Raw genomic sequence first — 15,719 nt, 5'->3', positions numbered from 1 at the left:
CCGGTAGCCGGTAGGGCCGGGCCCCGGCCCTACCGGCGATCACGACCCGGAGGGAGTGGCGTCGGGGAGTTCTGCGTCGGGTTGTGCGGTGCCGCTCTGCGTGGTGTCGGTTTGGGTGGCGCCGGTCGGTTCGCTGTCGGGTGGCCCGGCTTGAGTGGGACCGGCGTCGCGGCCGGGCATGCCGGGGAAGGCGCCGATCTCCGGCTGCCAGCCGTACGCGCGCGTCGCGCTCTCCTGCGCCGCCAGCGCGGCGAGCCGCCGCAGGGCGGGATCGCGGTCGGCGGCGAGCTCCAGATAGGCGGTGACGACCCGCTGCTCCACGAGCACCGCCAGGCGCACCGCGTCGGACGGCGTGCGCACCTCGAACGGGAGGCCGTAGGAGGGCCCCGGCTCGGTGGGCGTGCCGCCGCGCTGGGTGATGAGGGTGCGCAACTGGTCGCGCCGCGCCCGATGGGCGTCGAAGGCCGCCGTCGCCCGGGCGCGCAGCCCGCCCTTCGTCCGCCCGCCGACGACTCCGTAGGCGTACACGGCGGCGTACTCGGCGGACAGGGCCCGGCCGAGGGCGCCGACGGAGGGCTCCGCGGCCGGGCTCACAGCCGGGCTCACGACGGGCGGGGTCGCGGGTTCAGCCACGCAGCCTCCCCAGGGCGACGACATGGACGGCCTCGCAGGCGCCGATGCTGGACAGAAGCTGGGCGAGGGCGGGCGAGGCCGTGGCGGTCTGCCCGGGACGCGCCGCCGCCGCGGTCCGTTCGGCGTCCCTCAGCACTTCTACGGAGGCCTCGGGCGAGCCGTCGGAGGGCGACCCGGACGGCGCTGCGGCCGGCGATCCGGAGGACGACGGGGCCGGGGTCGTCGGAGCGTTCCCGGCGGGCAGCAGCGCGCGCAGCGCCCGCGCGTGAGCCGCGTGCCGCTGCCGGAACGGCTCCAGCGCGGCGGCCCGGCCGGGCAGGGCGGCGACCGCGCGCCCGTACAGCGACACCAGCCGCTCCTTGTCCGCGATCAGCTCGCCGATCAGCACGGTCTGCGGGTCCGGAGGGGGTGACGCGGCGGGCTTGCCCGGGCCGCTCGAACAGCCTCCCGCGGCGGCCAGGCCCGCCGCGGCGGCGACGCCCAGCAACGCGCGTCTGGTCACCCGTGCCCCGCCGCCGTCCTCCACGAGACAGCATCGTACGGCGCGCCGCCCACTGGTCCCCGCCCGTGACCGTGATGATCGTGTGCGTGTCGGATCGTCGCCCGGGTGTGGCGCAGTTTCCACCTCCCGGTGTCGATAGGCTGTTGGCACATCGGGCGAGTTACACGGTCATAGGGAGGTCGGCATGGGCAGCGATGCTCGACGCGGCCGCCTGGTCGAACTGCTCGGCCCGGTGGTCGCCGCCGAAGGGTTCGACCTGGAGGACGTGACGGTCACGCCGGCGGGCCGCCGGCGGCTGGTGCGCGTGGTGGTGGACCGGGACGGCGGCGTGAGCCTGGACGACGTGGCCGACGTGAGCCAGTCCGTCTCCAAGCGGCTCGACGAGGTGGACGTGCTCGGCGGCAGCGCGTACGTCCTGGAGGTCACCTCCCCCGGCGTGGACCGGCCGCTCACCGAGCCGCGCCACTGGCGCCGGGCGCAGGGGCGGCTGGTGCGGGCGGAGCTGCGTGACGGCACCTCGGTGGAGGGCCGCGTGACCGGCGCGGACGAGTCCGGTGTGGAGCTGGACGGCGCGCGCGACATCGCCTACGGCGAGCTGGTGCGCGGCCGTGTGCAGGTCGAGTTCAACCGGCGCGACGCCGGTCTCGAAGACGAACTTGATGACGAACTTGATGACGAACGTGACGAGGACCTCGATGTCGACGAGGACATCGCCGACGCCGCCGGCACCGGCGACGAGGGCTAGGGGGGAGCCTTGTGGACATTGACATGAGCGTCCTGCGCAGCCTGGAGCGGGAGAAGGACATCTCCTTCGACCTGGTCGTCAAGGCGATCGAGGACGCGCTGCTGATCGCGTACTTCAGGACCGAGGGCGCGGCGCAGAAGGCGCGCGCCGAGCTGGACCGCGACACGGGCCACGTGGTGATCTGGGCGGCCCAGCTGGGTGAGAACGGCGACGTCGTGCGCGAGTACGACGACACCCCGTCCAACTTCAGCCGGATCGCCGCCACCACGGCCAAGCAGGTGATCCTGCAGCAGCTCAGGGACGCTGAGGACGAGATCAACTTCGGCGAGTTCGCGAGCCGCGAGGGCGAGCTGGTGGCGGGCGTCATCCAGCAGGGCAAGGATCCGCGGGTGGTGCTGGTCGACCTCGGCAAGATCGAGGCGATCCTCCCGCACAACGAGCAGGTCCCCGGTGAGGAGTACGCGCACGGCGAGCGCATCCGCTGCTACGTCGTCCAGGTGAAGAAGGGCCCGAAGGGCCCGTCGGTCACCCTTTCGCGCACCCACCCCAACCTGGTGAAGAAGCTCTTCGCGCTGGAGGTCCCGGAGATCGCCGACGGCACGGTGGAGATCGCGGCCATCGCCCGGGAGGCGGGCCACCGCACCAAGATCGCCGTACGGTCGCGCAAGCCGGGCGTCAACGCCAAGGGCGCGTGCATCGGCCCGATGGGGTCGCGGGTGCGCAACGTGATGACGGAGCTGCACGGCGAGAAGATCGACATCATCGACTGGTCCGAGGATCCGGCCGAGTTCGTCGGGAATGCCCTGTCTCCCGCGCGTGTTTCCCGTGTCGAGGTGGTCGACGCCGATGGCCGCATGGCGCGCGTCATCGTGCCCGACTACCAGTTGTCCCTGGCCATCGGCAAGGAAGGGCAGAACGCCCGCCTCGCCAACCGGCTGACCGGCTGGCGGATCGACATCCGGCCGGACACCGAGCAGGCCCCTGCTGATCCCGCCGATGCGTCGGCGAGGTAAGCTGGAATACGGTTGCCGGGCAGTCCCGCTGAGAACGTGTGTGGGCTGCCGGGTTCGCACGGTAAAGTCCGAGTTGCTCCGCCTGGTCGTGGTCGAGGACGTCATCGTCCCCGACGTGCGAGGACGGCTCCCGGGACGTGGTGCCTCGATGCACCCGTCCCCACGCTGTCTGGAGCTCGCCGAGCGTCGGCGGGCGTTCCCTCGCGCGTTTCGCGCGCAGGGGCCGCTTGACACGTCGCTCTTGCGGGATCACCTGGAGGGGTTGACGCCGGGGCGGTCCGGGTGAATGGTTACCGCTGGTCCCCGGTATCGGCTCCGGGAATCAGGGCACGACGTAATTGTCATGTAGGACGCCGAGTTGATGGGCGGAGTCAGATTGCTATGAGCGCCTGATGAGCACGCGGCGATGAGTACGTACAGGTAGCGACGGTCCGGCGGCACTGCTAGCCTCCCGGGCCGAGTTAGGGAGTGCAGTGGCGAAGGTCCGGGTATACGAGCTCGCCAAGGAGTTCGGGGTAGAGAGCAAGGTCGTCATGGCCAAGCTCACCGAAATGGGCGAGTTCGTGAGGTCGGCGTCCTCGACGATAGAGGCGCCGGTCGTCCGCAAACTGACCGAGGCGTTCAAGGGTGACGCCTCCAGGGGCGGGGGTAGGCCCGCCCGTCCGGCGCAGCCGAAGCCTGCGCCCAGGCCGGCTTCAGAGAGCCAGGTCAACGGGGGCGCCCCGCAGGCGCCCGTTTCCCAGTCCGGCGACACGGTCGCGAGGCCGGGCCCGAAGCCGGGTCCGCGACCCGCTCCGCGTCCGGTTCCGATGCCGCACCCGCCGGTTTCCCAGCCGGAGGCGGCGCGCCCCGAGACGCGCCCCGAGGCGGCCCGTCCGCAGGGGCCCCGTCCGGACGTCTCGCGTCCCGCGGCCTCAGGTCCGGCGTCAGGCCAGGCCTCAGGTCAGAGGCCGGGTGGCGCCGGAGCGCCCAAGCCGGGCCCGAGGCCCGCGCCGGCGCCGCGCCCGGGTGGCGCGCCCGCCGGTTCCGGTGCGCCCAGCGGCGGCGCCCCGCGTCCGGGTGGGCCCAAGCCTGGCCCGCGCGGCCCGCGTCCGGGCAACAACCCGTTCTCCTCGACCGCCAGCGGCATGGGCCAGCGTCCCGCGCGGCCCGGCGGCCGCGACGGGGGACGTCCCGACCGAGGCGACCGTCCCGACCGTGGGGACGGCGCTCCTCGTGAGCCGCGCCGCGACGGCGGCCGTGACGGTGCCATGCCGCGTCCGCCCGCCGCGCGTTCCGGCGCTCCGGGCGCGGGTGGTCCGCGTCCCGGCCCCGGAGGCCCGCGTCCCGGTCCTGGCATGGGCGGTCCCCGCCCGGGTCCCGGCGCCGGCGGTCCGCGTCCCGGTGGTCCGCGTCCGAACCCGATGATGATGCCCCAGGGCCGTCCGGCCGGGCCGGGCGGCGGAGGCCCGCGTCCCGGTGGCGGCGGCGGTCGTCCCGGTCCCGGTGGCGGCGGTGGCCGTCCGGGTGGCGGCGGCGGTCGTCCGGGTGGCGGCGGCTTCGGCGGCCCGCGTCCCGGTGCCACGACCGGTCGTCCCGGCGGGCCGGGCGGTGGTCCCGGCGGCGGCGGTGGCGGTGGCGGCTTCGCCGGTCGTCCCGGCGGTGGCGGCGGCCGTGGCCGCGGCGGTGGCACGGCGGGCGCGTTCGGGCGTCCGGGAGGCCGTCCGACCCGTGGCCGCAAGTCCAAGCGCCAGAGGCGCCAGGAGTTCGACAACATGCAGGCCCCGGCGATCGGCGGCGTGCAGGTCACACGTGGCGGCGGGCAGACGATCCGCCTGCCGAGAGGTGCGTCCCTGGCGGACTTCGCCGACCGGATCGGTGCGAACCCGGCCTCGCTCGTGCAGATCATGCTGCACCTCGGCGAGATGGTGACCGCGACCCAGTCGGTCAGCGAGGAGACGCTCCAGCTTCTGGGCGCCGAGCTGGACTACGACGTCCAGGTCGTCAGCCCGGAGGAGGAGGACCGCGAGCTCCTCGAGTCCTTCAAGATCGAGTTCGGTGAGGACGAGGGTGACGAGGGCGACCTCGCGCCGCGCCCGCCGGTCGTGACCGTCATGGGTCATGTCGACCACGGTAAGACGAAGCTGCTCGACGCGATCCGCCACACCAACGTGGTGGCCCGCGAGGCCGGCGGCATCACGCAGCACATCGGCGCCTACCAGGTGGGTACCACCCACGAGGGCGAGCCGCGGAAGATCACCTTCATCGACACCCCGGGTCACGAGGCGTTCACCGCCATGCGTGCCCGTGGTGCGCAGGCCACCGACATCGCGGTGCTGGTGGTCGCGGCCGACGACGGTGTGAAGCCGCAGACGATCGAGGCGCTGAACCACGCCCAGGCGGCGGACGTGCCGATCGTGGTGGCGGTCAACAAGATCGACAAGGAGGGCGCGGACCCGACCAAGGTGCGGGCCCAGCTCACCGAGTACGGCTTGGTGGCCGAGGAGTTCGGTGGTTCCACGCTCTTCGTGGACATCTCCGCCAAGCAGGGCATCGGCATCGACGGCCTGCTGGAGGCCATCCTGCTGACCGCGGACGCCGAGCTCGACCTGCGGGCGAACCCGGACATGGACGCCCAGGGCCTGGCCATCGAGGCGCACCTCGACAAGGGCCGCGGCCCCGTGGCGACCGTGCTCGTGCAGCGCGGCACGCTGCGGGTGGGCGACTCGATCGTCTGTGGCGAGGCGTTCGGCCGCGTCCGGGCGATGCTGGACGACAACGGGGAGACGGTCGACGAGGCCGACCCCTCGCGTCCGGTCCTGGTCCTCGGTCTGACCGCCGTCCCGCGCGCGGGCGACAACTTCATCGTCGTCGGCGACGACCGGATGGCCCGTCAGATCGCCCAGCAGCGGGCGGCGCGGCAGCGCATCGCCGACATGGCCAGGTCCGGCCGCCGGCGTACTCTCGAGGAACTGTTCAAGGACCTCGAGAAGGGCCAGGTCGACGAGCTCAAGCTCATCATCAAGGGTGACGTCTCCGGTTCCGTCGAGGCCCTGGAGGACGCGCTGCTCAAGATCGACGTGGGCGAGGAGGTCAAGCTCCGCGTGCTGCACCGCGCCGTCGGTGCCATCACGGAGTACGACGTCAACCTCGCGATCGCCGACGACAACGCGGTCATCATCGGCTTCAACGTGCGGCCCGAGGTCCGGGCGCGCGACCTCGCCGAGCGCGAGGGCGTCGACATCCGGTACTACTCGGTCATCTACCAGGCGATCGAGGAGATTGAGGCGGCCCTCAAGGGCATGCTCAAGCCGGAGTTCGAAGAGGTCAGGACCGGCACGGCCGAGGTCCGCGAGGTCTTCAAGGTTCCGAAGATCGGCAACGTTGCCGGTTCGATCGTCCGTACGGGCGTGATCACCCGCAACAGCAAGGCACGGCTCATCCGCGACGGCGTCGTGGTGGCCGACAACCTCACCGTCTCGTCGCTGCGCCGCTTCAAGGACGACGCGACCGAGGTCCGCGAGGGCTTCGAGTGCGGTATCGGTGTCGGTTACAACGACATCAAGGTCGAGGACGTCATCGAGACGTTCGAGATGCAGGAGAAGCCGCGCGTCTGACGCACCGGGCCGCCGCCCCCGCACACGTGCGGGGGCGGCGGTCGGTCGTCTTCACCGTGGTGAGACACACATGTTCATCGGTGCACTTACTCTTGACGTCCTGCTCGGCGACGTCCGCTCGCTGAAGCAGAAGCGCTCCGTGGTCCGGCCGATCATCGCCGAGATCCGGCGGCGTTACCCCGCCGTCGCCGTGGCCGAGGCGGGGCATCTCGACCTGCACCGGCGCGCCGAGATCGGCGTGGCCGTGGTGTCGGAGTCGGCGGCCAACTGCGACGAGGTGCTGGACGCCTGTGAGCGGGTAGTCGCCTACCACCCCGAGATCGAGCTGCTGTCCGCGCGGCGGCGGCTCTTCAACGACCACGAGGAATAGACGGCCGGGCCCCCGCGTCAGCCGTACAGATACGAGGGAGCGTGAGCATGGACGCAGCGCGTGCCAGAAAGCTGGCCGACCGCATCCAGCAGGTGGTGGCGGAGATGCTGGAGCGGCGGATCAAGGATCCGCGGCTGGGTTTCGTGACGGTGACCGACACCCGGGTCACCGCGGACCTGAGCGACGCGACCGTCTTCTACACCGTCTTCGGTTCTGAGGCGGAGCGGGCCGACTCGGCCGCCGCGCTGGAGAGCGCCAAGGGCATCATCCGCTCCGAGGTCGGCCGGCAGACCGGGCTGCGGCACACCCCCACCCTCTCGTTCGTGCACGACCCGCTCCCCGACAACGCCCGCCACATGGACGACCTGTTCGCGCTGGCCAGGGCCAAGGACGCCGAGGTCGCCAAGCAGGCCGAGAGCGCGGAGTTCGCCGGGGAGGCCGACCCCTACCGCTTCGAGGACGACCTCGACGCCGAGCCGGACGAGGCGGTCGAGGAGGGCGAGGAGGAGCCCAGCGACCGCGCGGGACGCCCCGCCCGGTGACCGCGACCGAGCCCGCGATCGGCGAGCCGGACTGGCGGCGGGCGGCCGACCTCGTCGAAGGCGCCGGCACACTGGCGCTGGCCTGCCACGTCTCCCCGGACGGGGACGCCCTGGGCTCGATGCTGGGCCTCGGGCTGGCGCTGGCGCGGTCGGGGAAGAAGGTCGTGGCGTCCTTCGGCGACCGGGTGTTCGAGGTGCCCCGGCTGCTGCGGTTCCTGCCCGGCCAGGACCTGCTCGTGGAGCCCGCGGCCTACCCCGCCGAGCCGGAGCTGATGATCACTTTCGACGCGTCCACGATGGAGCGGCTGGGCCTGCTCGCGCCGCACGCGGGCAAGGCCGGGGAGCTGCTCGTGATCGACCACCACGTGTCGAACACCAGGTTCGGGACGGTCCACCTGGTGGATCCTTCGGCCGCCTCCACCACGATGGTGGCCGAGGAACTGATCCACCGGCTCGGGCTGCCGGTGGACCGATCAGTCGCCACCTGCCTGTATGCGGGACTGGTGACCGACACCGGCTCGTTCCGGCACTCCGTCACCACGCCGGCCGCCCACGCCATGGCGGGCCGGCTGCTGGAGACCGGGCTCCGCCCGGAGGAGCTCGCCAGGGAGCTGTGGGACCGGTCGCCGTACGCGTACCTGCCGGTGCTGGGCGCGGCGCTCGGACGGGCCACGCTGGAGCCGGATGCCGCGGGCGGCCACGGGCTGGTGTGGACCTACGTGACCCGCGCCGACCGCGCCGCCCAGGGCCTGCCGTACGACGAGGTGGAGGGCGTGATCGACGTCGTGCGCCGGGTCGACGAGGCGGAGGTCGCGGTCGTGCTCAAGGAGGACGACGCCGGCGGCTGGAACGTCTCGACGCGGTCCAAGGGCGTGGTCGACGTGGCCCGTGCCTGTGCCGCCCTCGGCGGCGGCGGGCACGCGCGGGCCGCGGGGTTCTCCTCGGCGCTGGCCGTGGCGGACACGATGGCCGCGCTGCGCCCCCTCCTCACCCCGCCCCCTCCTCACCCGCACAGGACCGAGCCGTGACAAGAAGGACCCCGCCGCCGAGCGGGCTGATCATCGTGGACAAGCCCGCGGACTGGACGTCCCACGACGTCGTGGGCAAGATGCGCGGCATCGCCGGCACCCGCAAGGTCGGCCACGCCGGCACGCTCGACCCGATGGCGACCGGCGTGCTGGTCATCGGCGTGGAGAAGGCGACCCGCCTCCTCGGGCACCTCGCGCTGACCGAGAAGGTGTACGAGGCGACGATCCGCCTCGGGGCCTCGACCAACACCGACGACGCCGAGGGCGAGGTGACCGCCACCACTCCCGCCGGCCATGTCACCGACGAGGACATCCGTGCGGGCGTCGCCGCGCTCACCGGCGAGATCATGCAGGTGCCGCCGCAGGTGAGCGCCATCAAGGTGGACGGGGAGCGGGCCTACAAGCGGGCCCGGGCGGGGGAGGAGGTCGCCCTGGCCGCCCGGCCGGTCACGGTGCGCGCCTTCGAGATCGGGGAGATCAGGCGGACCCCGGAGACGGTGGACCTGGACGCGGTCGTCACGTGTTCCAGCGGCACCTACATCCGGGCGCTGGCCCGCGACCTCGGCGCGTCGCTCGGCGTCGGCGGCCATCTCACCCGGCTGCGCCGCACCCGGGTCGGCCCGTACGGCATCGAGTCGGCCCGCACGATCGAGGACCTGGCCCGCGAGTGCGTGATCATGCCGATGGCCGACGCGGTGGCGGCGGCCTTCCCCCGGCGGGACGTGGCGGAGGAGGAGGCGCGGCTGGTCGCGCACGGCGGGCGGCTGCGCGCGGCGGGTCTCGGGCCGGGCCCGGTCGGTGTGTTCGGGCCGGACGGCGCGCTGCTGGCGCTGGCCGAGGAGCGTGACGGGGCGGCCCGGCCCCTGGTGGTCTTCGTCTCCTGATACCGGGGCTGGTTCCCGCGCGGCCGCCCGGGCATGGCAGGCTGTCTACTGCGCGCGAGGGCGTCCGGGAGGGCGATCCGGGCCGCCTCGCCGGAGGCGGGGCACATGGATGCGAAGCGAGGTCGAGGTGCAGAGCTGGCACGGGCTGGACGAGGTCCCGCAGGACTGGGGCAGGTCCGTCGTCACCATCGGCGTGTTCGACGGTGTCCATCTCGGTCACCAGCGCATGGTGACGCGAACGGTCGGCATGGCCGGTGAGCTCGGGCTGCCGGCGGTGGCCGTGACCTTCGACCCGCATCCGGAGGAGGTCGTCCGGCCGGGTCACCAGCCGCCGCGCCTCACCACCACCCCCCGCCGGGTCGACCTGCTCTTCTCGCTCGGCGTCGACGCGGTGTGCGTGCTGCCGTTCACGCTGGAGTTCTCCCGCATGACGCCGGACGAGTTCGTGCAGACCGCCCTGGTCGACCGCCTGCACGCGGCCGGTGTCGTGGTGGGAGAGAACTTCCGCTTCGGTCACAAGGCGGCGGGCGACCTGGAGACGCTGCGCACGCTGGGGGAGAAGTACGACTTCACAGCCGAGGGGGTGCCGCTCGTCAGCGACGGCGAGGCCATCTCCTCCACCCGGATCCGCGAGCGGCTCTCCACCGGGGACGTCGCGGGCGCGGCGGCCCTGCTCGGCCGCCCCCACCGGGTGGAGGGCGTGGTGGTCCGCGGCCACCAGCGGGGCCGCGCGCTCGGCTTCCCGACCGCCAACGTCGAGTCGCCGCAGCAGACTGCCGTCCCCGCCGAGGGCGTCTACGCCGGGTGGCTGGAGTGCTTCCAATCCCCCTCGCCGTACGAGGGGGAGCGCTGGCCCGCCGCGATCTCGATCGGGACCAATCCCACCTTCGACGGGGTGGAGCGCACGGTCGAGGCGTACGCGCTGGACCGCGACGACCTCGACCTGTACGGCGCGCACGTGGCGGTGGACTTCGGCGAGCGGCTGCGCGACACGCTCAGGTTCGACTCGATCGAGGCGCTGATCGAGCAGATGCATCAGGACACGGCACGGGCCCGCGCGTTCACGTCGTGACGCACCGCGACGGAGTGCCGCCGGCACCTGGTAGGGTTGTATGTCAGCCATGTTCGGGTGGTGTTCTCCACCCCGGCTGTCTGTCACGGCGACTGTAGGCACGCACGGTCGTTCGCGGGCTTGAAGTTGTCGCGCGTGCCATCTCACCAGAACGGAGAAGCAGTGTCGCTCGACGCCGCTACCACCAAGACCATCATCAGCGAGTACGGCACCACCGAGGGTGACACCGGGTCCCCGGAGGTTCAGATCGCGCTTCTCAGCAGGCGGATCAGCGACCTGACCGAGCACCTGAAGACCCACAAGCACGACCACCACAGCCGTCGTGGTCTGCTCCTGCTGGTCGGCCGGCGCCGCCGGCTGCTGAAGTACCTGCAGGCCAAGGACATCACCCGCTACCGCTCCCTGATTGAGCGGCTGGGCCTTCGCCGATAAGGTGAGGAAGGAGCGGCGATTCATCGCCGCTCCTTTTCCATAACCAGGCCACAATGGCCTGACAAGACAACTGAAGAGCCGAGACACAGTGCCCCGCGTCCGCAAGCAAGCCGCAGCGCGATCCCGCGGCGTGAGAGGGCCGGTCCTCGGTAGTGGCCCCCGGTCGGCACGGCGACAGCCGTGCGGACGGACCGGGCGCTTCGATCGAAGACCGGCACTGCACCTGAACGGGGAGCCCGGCAACCGAGACGCGGGAGACCGATCCGAAGAAGGAGGTCCCCCGTGGAGGGTGTCCACAGCACGGAGGCCGTTATCGACAACGGCCCCTTCGGCACGCGTACGATCAGGTTCGAGACCGGCCGGCTGGCCCGGCAGGCCGCGGGCAGCGCGGTCGCGTACCTGGACGACGAGACCATGATCCTGTCCGCGACCACCGCGTCCAAGCATCCCAAGGAGAACCTGGACTTCTTCCCGCTCACCGTCGACGTCGAGGAGCGGATGTACGCGGCGGGCCGCATCCCCGGCTCGTTCTTCCGCCGGGAGGGCAGGCCGTCGGAGGACGCGATCCTCACCTGCCGCCTCATCGACCGGCCGCTGCGCCCGTCGTTCGTCAAGGGCCTGCGCAACGAGATCCAGGTCGTCGCGACGATCATGGCTCTGCACCCCGACCACCTGTACGACGTGGTCGCGATCAACGCGGCGAGCATGTCGACGCAGCTCGCCGGGCTGCCGTTCTCGGGCCCGATCGGCGGCGTGCGGGTCGCGCTCATCGACGGCCAGTGGGTGGCGTTCCCGACCCACGTCGAGCTTGAGCGCGCCACGTTCGACATGGTCGTCGCGGGCCGCACGCTCGCCGACGGCGACGTGGCGATCATGATGGTCGAGGCCGAGTCGACCCGCGACACGCTGAAGCTGGTCGCCGAGGGCGCGGTCGCCCCGACCGAGGAGGTCGTGGCCCAGGGCCTGGAGGCCGCCAAGCCGTTCATCAAGGTGCTCTGCGACGCGCAGTCCAAGCTGGCCGAGGTCGCCGCCAAGGAGACCGCCGAGTATCCGATCTTCCTCGACTACCAGGACGACGCCCTGGAGGCCGTCACCGCCGCCGTGAAGAGCGAGCTGGCCTCGGCGCTGACGATCGCCGGCAAGCAGGAGCGCGAGCTGGAGATCGACCGCGTCAAGCAGCTCGCGGCCGAGAAGCTGCTGCCCGACTTCGAGGGCCGCGAGAAGGAGATCGGCGCGGCGTTCCGGTCGCTGACCAAGAAGCTCATGCGCGAGCGGGTCATCAGCGAGGGCGTCCGCATCGACGGCCGCGGGCCCAAGGACATCCGGCAGCTCAACGCCGAGGTCCACGTCGTGCCGCGGGTGCACGGCTCGGCCCTGTTCGAGCGCGGCGAGACCCAGATCCTGGGCATCACCACGCTGAACATGCTGCGCATGGAGCAGATGATCGACACGCTCAATCCCGAGCGGACCAAGCGCTACATGCACAACTACAACTTCCCGCCGTACTCCACGGGTGAGACGGGCCGCGTCGGCTCGCCGAAGCGCCGGGAGATCGGCCACGGCGCGCTGGCCGAGCGGGCGCTGATCCCCGTGCTGCCCACGCGCGAGGAGTTCCCGTACGCGATCCGGCAGGTGTCGGAGGCGGTCGGGTCGAACGGCTCGACCTCGATGGGGTCGGTCTGCGCCTCCACGATGGCCCTGCTCGACGCGGGCGTCCCGCTCAAGGAGATGGTCGCGGGCATCGCGATGGGTCTCATCGGCGAGGGCGAGAACTTCGTCACGCTGACCGACATCCTCGGCGCCGAGGACGCGATGGGCGACATGGACTTCAAGGTCGCCGGCACCAAGGACCTGATCACCGCGCTCCAGCTCGACACGAAGCTGGACGGCATCCCGGCCCACGTGCTCGCCGCCGCGCTGAAGCAGGCGAGGGGCGCCCGGCTGGCGATCCTCGACGTGATGCAGGAGGCCATCGACGCCCCGGCGGAGATGAACCCGACCGCGCCGCGGATCATCACGATCAAGGTCCCGGTCGACAAGATCGGCGAGGTCATCGGCCCCAAGGGCAAGATGATCAACCAGATCCAGGACGACACGGGCGCCGAGATCACCATCGAGGACGACGGCACGATCTACATCGGCGCCACCGACGGCCCGTCCGCCGAGGCCGCCCGCACGCTGATCAACGGCATCGCGAACCCGCACATGCCGGAGGTCGGCGAGCGCTACCTGGGCACGGTCGTCAAGATCGCCGCGTTCGGCGCGTTCGTCTCGCTGCTCCCGGGCAAGGACGGCCTGCTGCACGTCTCGCAGATCCGCAAGCTGCACGGCGGCCGGCGGATCGAGAACGTCGAGGACGTGATGAACGTCGGCGAGAAGATCCAGGTCGAGATCGCCGAGATCGACTCGCGCGGCAAGCTCTCGCTGGTCCCGGTCGAGGTGGTCGAGAAGGAGGCGGCCGAGAAGGCCGCCCGTGCCGAGAACGGCGCCGCGGAGGACGGCGGCGCCGAGGACACCGGTGCCCCGGCCGCCGAGGCCGCCGCCGCGCCGCAGGAGGAGGAGCAGCCGCGGACGCCGCGCCGCAGCCGCAGCCGCACCCGCGGCGGGCGGGACGAGCGCAACTCGTGACGACCGAGACGCTGTTTCCGGGCAAGGAGGGTGCGGGGGTCGTCCGCCGCACCGTCCTGCCCGGCGGCCTTCGGGTCGTGACGGAGACGATGCCGACCGTGCGCAGTGTCGCGGTCGGCATGTGGGTGGGCATCGGCTCGCGTGACGAGGCCCCCGAGCACATGGGGGCCACCCACTTCCTGGAGCACCTGCTCTTCAAGGGCACGCCCACCCGGGACGCCATGGAGATCTCGGCGTCCATCGAGGGCATCGGCGGTGAGATCAACGCGTTCACCGCCAAGGAGTACACCTGCTACTACGCCCGGGTGCTCGACGAGGACCTGCCGCTGGCGATCGACGTGCTCGCCGACGTGGTGACCTCCTCGCTGGTCACCGAGGAGGACGTGGAGTCGGAGCGCGGCGTGATCCTGGAGGAGATCGCCATGCACGACGACGATCCCTCCGACGTGGTGCACGAGCAGTTCTCCACCGAGTTGTACGGCGACACGCCGATCGGCCGTCCGATCCTCGGCAACGAGGACTCGATCAACGCGCTCACCCGTGACCGCATCCGTGAGTACTACCAGCGGTTCTACGTCCCGCCCCGCACCGTGGTGTCGGTGGCGGGCAACGTCGACCACGACCGGGTGGTCGCGCTGGTCGCGGCGGCCTACGAGCGGGCGGGCGCGCTGGGCGGCTCCGCCGCGCCGGCGCAGCCGCGCATCGGCGGGCCCGGCGTGGACGTCCGGAGCGGCGTCCGGGTGCTCGACCGGCCCACCGAGCAGGCCAACCTGGTCCTCGGCATGACCGCCGTCTCCCGCAACGACGACCGGCGCTTCGCCCTCGGCGTCCTGAACGCGGCGCTCGGCGGCGGCATGTCGTCGCGCCTGTTCCAGGAGATCCGGGAGAAGCGCGGCCTGGCCTACAGCGCCTACAGCTACACCTCCCAGTACGCCGACACCGGCCAGTTCGGGATCTACGTGGGCTGCCTGCCCTCGAAGATCGACGATGTGCTGAAGATCTGCCGCGACGAGCTGGGCCGGGTCCTGACCGAGGGCATCTCGCCCGAGGAGATCGCCCGCGGCAAGGGCCAGATGCGCGGCGGGCTGGTGCTCGGCCTCGAGGACACCGGGTCGCGCATGTCCAGGATCGGCAAGAGCGAGCTCGTCTACGAGCGGCTCATGACGGTGGACGAGGTGCTGGGGCACATCGAGGCGGTCACCCCCGAGGAGATCGCCGCGGTCGCCCAGGACGTCCTCAACCGGCCGCTGACGCTCGCCGTCATCGGGCCGTACGCGGACAAGGACTTCGGCTCCGCCATCGCCTGAGCGCGTCGTGAGGCCGTCGTAAGCCTGTCGCGAGCCCGCGTCGCGGGCTGTGGAGGCCGCGTGTGGTGCAGCTCGCACCGCACGCGGCCTTTTGCGTTTCCCGTGCGCACTTCCCCTGGTCGCGCTTCCCCATCCACGCTCCCCGCCCGTGCCTCCCGCCCATGCCTCCCGTCTGTGCCTCCCCTCCGCCGTCACGGCCGCCGGGCGCTATAGCCTTGGCGCGTGATTAAGGTCGGTGTTCTGGGCGCCCGAGGGCGCGTGGGTGTGGAAGTGTGCAAGGCCGTGACCGCGGCCGACGACCTGGAGCTCGTGGCGGAGGTCGACAAGGACGACAAGCTCGACGCGCTGAGCGGCGCGGAGGTGGTGGTGGACTTCACCCACCCCGGCGTCGTCATGGACAACCTCGAATGGTGCATCTCCCACGGCATCCACACGGTCGTCGGCACGACCGGGTTCGACGAGGGGCGGCTGGAGACCGTGCGCGGCTGGCTGGCCGCCAATCCGGGGACGAACTCGCTCATCGCCCCCAACTTCGGTATCGCCGCCGTGCTGATGATGCACTTCGCCGCGCAGGCGGCCAAGCATTTCGAGTCGGTCGAGATCGTCGAGCTGCACCACCCGCACAAGGCCGACGCGCCCTCCGGCACCGCCCGCCGTACGGCCGAACTGGTGGCGCGGGCGCGGCGTGAGGCGGGCCTCGCTCCCTCTCCCGACGCGACCTCCACCGCGCTGGAGGGCGCCCGGGGCGCGACCGTGGACGACGTCCACGTGCACGCGGTGCGGCTCGCGGGGCTCATCGCACACCAGGAGATCATCTTCGGCGGCGAGGGGGAGACCCTCACGATCCGTCATGACTCGATGAGCCGCGCCTCGTTCACGCCCGGCGTCCTGCTGGGCGTACGGCGGGTGGGGGGCCTCGACGGCCTCACCGTGGGCTTGGAGCACCTCCTCGACCTGTAGCTGCGCC

At 72.0% G+C, this 15,719-nt stretch carries 15 protein-coding genes; 13 read left to right on the top strand and 2 right to left on the bottom strand.

Annotated elements, in window-relative coordinates:
- Positions 1-39 precede the first annotated feature (39 nt).
- Positions 40-633 carry a ferritin-like domain-containing protein gene (locus tag HHX40_RS03890; protein WP_310737933.1) on the bottom strand — a complete coding sequence of 198 codons (594 nt, stop codon included), beginning with the start codon at positions 631-633 and terminating at the stop codon, positions 40-42.
- Positions 626-1,159, bottom strand: coding sequence for a hypothetical protein (locus HHX40_RS03885; RefSeq protein WP_182879413.1), 534 nt, complete (start codon positions 1,157-1,159; stop codon positions 626-628). The genes HHX40_RS03890 and HHX40_RS03885 overlap by 8 nt, the downstream gene beginning before the upstream one ends.
- A gap of 160 nt (positions 1,160-1,319) precedes the next feature.
- Here HHX40_RS03885 and rimP point away from each other — a divergent pair, with 160 nt between their 5' ends.
- The 13 genes from rimP (at position 1,320) to dapB (ending at position 15,712) form a co-directional block, all read left to right on the top strand.
- The gene (rimP, locus tag HHX40_RS03880; protein WP_182874855.1) at positions 1,320-1,880 is read left to right on the top strand and encodes a ribosome maturation factor RimP; all 561 of its coding nucleotides are present in this window, start codon (positions 1,320-1,322) and stop codon (positions 1,878-1,880) included.
- Between the two features lie 23 nt (positions 1,881-1,903).
- On the top strand, positions 1,904-2,893 hold the full coding sequence (nusA, locus tag HHX40_RS03875) for a transcription termination factor NusA (RefSeq protein WP_220498565.1): 990 nt from the start codon (positions 1,904-1,906) through the stop codon (positions 2,891-2,893).
- Positions 2,877-3,179, top strand: coding sequence for a YlxR family protein (locus tag HHX40_RS03870; protein WP_182879411.1), 303 nt, complete (start codon positions 2,877-2,879; stop codon positions 3,177-3,179). Before nusA ends, HHX40_RS03870 begins: the two co-directional genes overlap by 17 nt.
- Positions 3,180-3,366: 187 nt before the next feature.
- Positions 3,367-6,489, top strand: coding sequence for a translation initiation factor IF-2 (gene infB / locus HHX40_RS03865; protein WP_182879410.1), 3,123 nt, complete (start codon positions 3,367-3,369; stop codon positions 6,487-6,489).
- 70 nt (positions 6,490-6,559) lie between these two features.
- Positions 6,560-6,859 carry a DUF503 domain-containing protein gene (locus tag HHX40_RS03860; RefSeq protein ID WP_165900587.1) on the top strand — a complete coding sequence of 100 codons (300 nt, stop codon included), beginning with the start codon at positions 6,560-6,562 and terminating at the stop codon, positions 6,857-6,859.
- 47 nt (positions 6,860-6,906) lie between these two features.
- Complete coding sequence (gene rbfA / locus HHX40_RS03855) at positions 6,907-7,401, top strand: 30S ribosome-binding factor RbfA (RefSeq protein ID WP_138461450.1); 495 nt, start codon at positions 6,907-6,909, stop codon at positions 7,399-7,401.
- Positions 7,398-8,429, top strand: coding sequence for a DHH family phosphoesterase (locus HHX40_RS03850; RefSeq protein WP_182879409.1), 1,032 nt, complete (start codon positions 7,398-7,400; stop codon positions 8,427-8,429). The genes rbfA and HHX40_RS03850 overlap by 4 nt, the downstream gene beginning before the upstream one ends.
- Complete coding sequence (gene truB / locus HHX40_RS03845) at positions 8,426-9,313, top strand: tRNA pseudouridine(55) synthase TruB (RefSeq protein ID WP_111699760.1); 888 nt, start codon at positions 8,426-8,428, stop codon at positions 9,311-9,313. The genes HHX40_RS03850 and truB overlap by 4 nt, the downstream gene beginning before the upstream one ends.
- Positions 9,314-9,440: 127 nt before the next feature.
- A complete protein-coding gene (locus tag HHX40_RS03840; protein ID WP_182874918.1) occupies positions 9,441-10,385 on the top strand; it encodes a bifunctional riboflavin kinase/FAD synthetase in 945 nt (314 codons plus the stop codon).
- Between the two features lie 162 nt (positions 10,386-10,547).
- On the top strand, positions 10,548-10,817 hold the full coding sequence (gene rpsO / locus HHX40_RS03835; RefSeq protein WP_111699759.1) for a 30S ribosomal protein S15: 270 nt from the start codon (positions 10,548-10,550) through the stop codon (positions 10,815-10,817).
- Positions 10,818-11,099: 282 nt separating this feature from the next.
- Positions 11,100-13,445: a polyribonucleotide nucleotidyltransferase gene (locus HHX40_RS03830; RefSeq protein WP_182879408.1), complete on the top strand. Its 2,346-nt coding sequence runs from the start codon at positions 11,100-11,102 to the stop codon at positions 13,443-13,445.
- Positions 13,442-14,752 carry a M16 family metallopeptidase gene (locus tag HHX40_RS03825; RefSeq protein WP_182879407.1) on the top strand — a complete coding sequence of 437 codons (1,311 nt, stop codon included), beginning with the start codon at positions 13,442-13,444 and terminating at the stop codon, positions 14,750-14,752. The genes HHX40_RS03830 and HHX40_RS03825 overlap by 4 nt, the downstream gene beginning before the upstream one ends.
- A 222-nt stretch (positions 14,753-14,974) precedes the next feature.
- Positions 14,975-15,712: a 4-hydroxy-tetrahydrodipicolinate reductase gene (dapB, locus tag HHX40_RS03820; RefSeq protein WP_111699757.1), complete on the top strand. Its 738-nt coding sequence runs from the start codon at positions 14,975-14,977 to the stop codon at positions 15,710-15,712.
- Positions 15,713-15,719 lie beyond the last annotated feature (7 nt).

The sequence above is a fragment of the Microbispora sp. H10949 genome (assembly GCF_014161435.1).
Classification (GTDB): Bacteria; Actinomycetota; Actinomycetes; order Streptosporangiales; family Streptosporangiaceae; genus Microbispora; species Microbispora triticiradicis.
The sequence above is the reverse complement of the archived record's forward strand: the minus strand, read 5'-3'. Positions and strand labels throughout refer to the sequence as shown.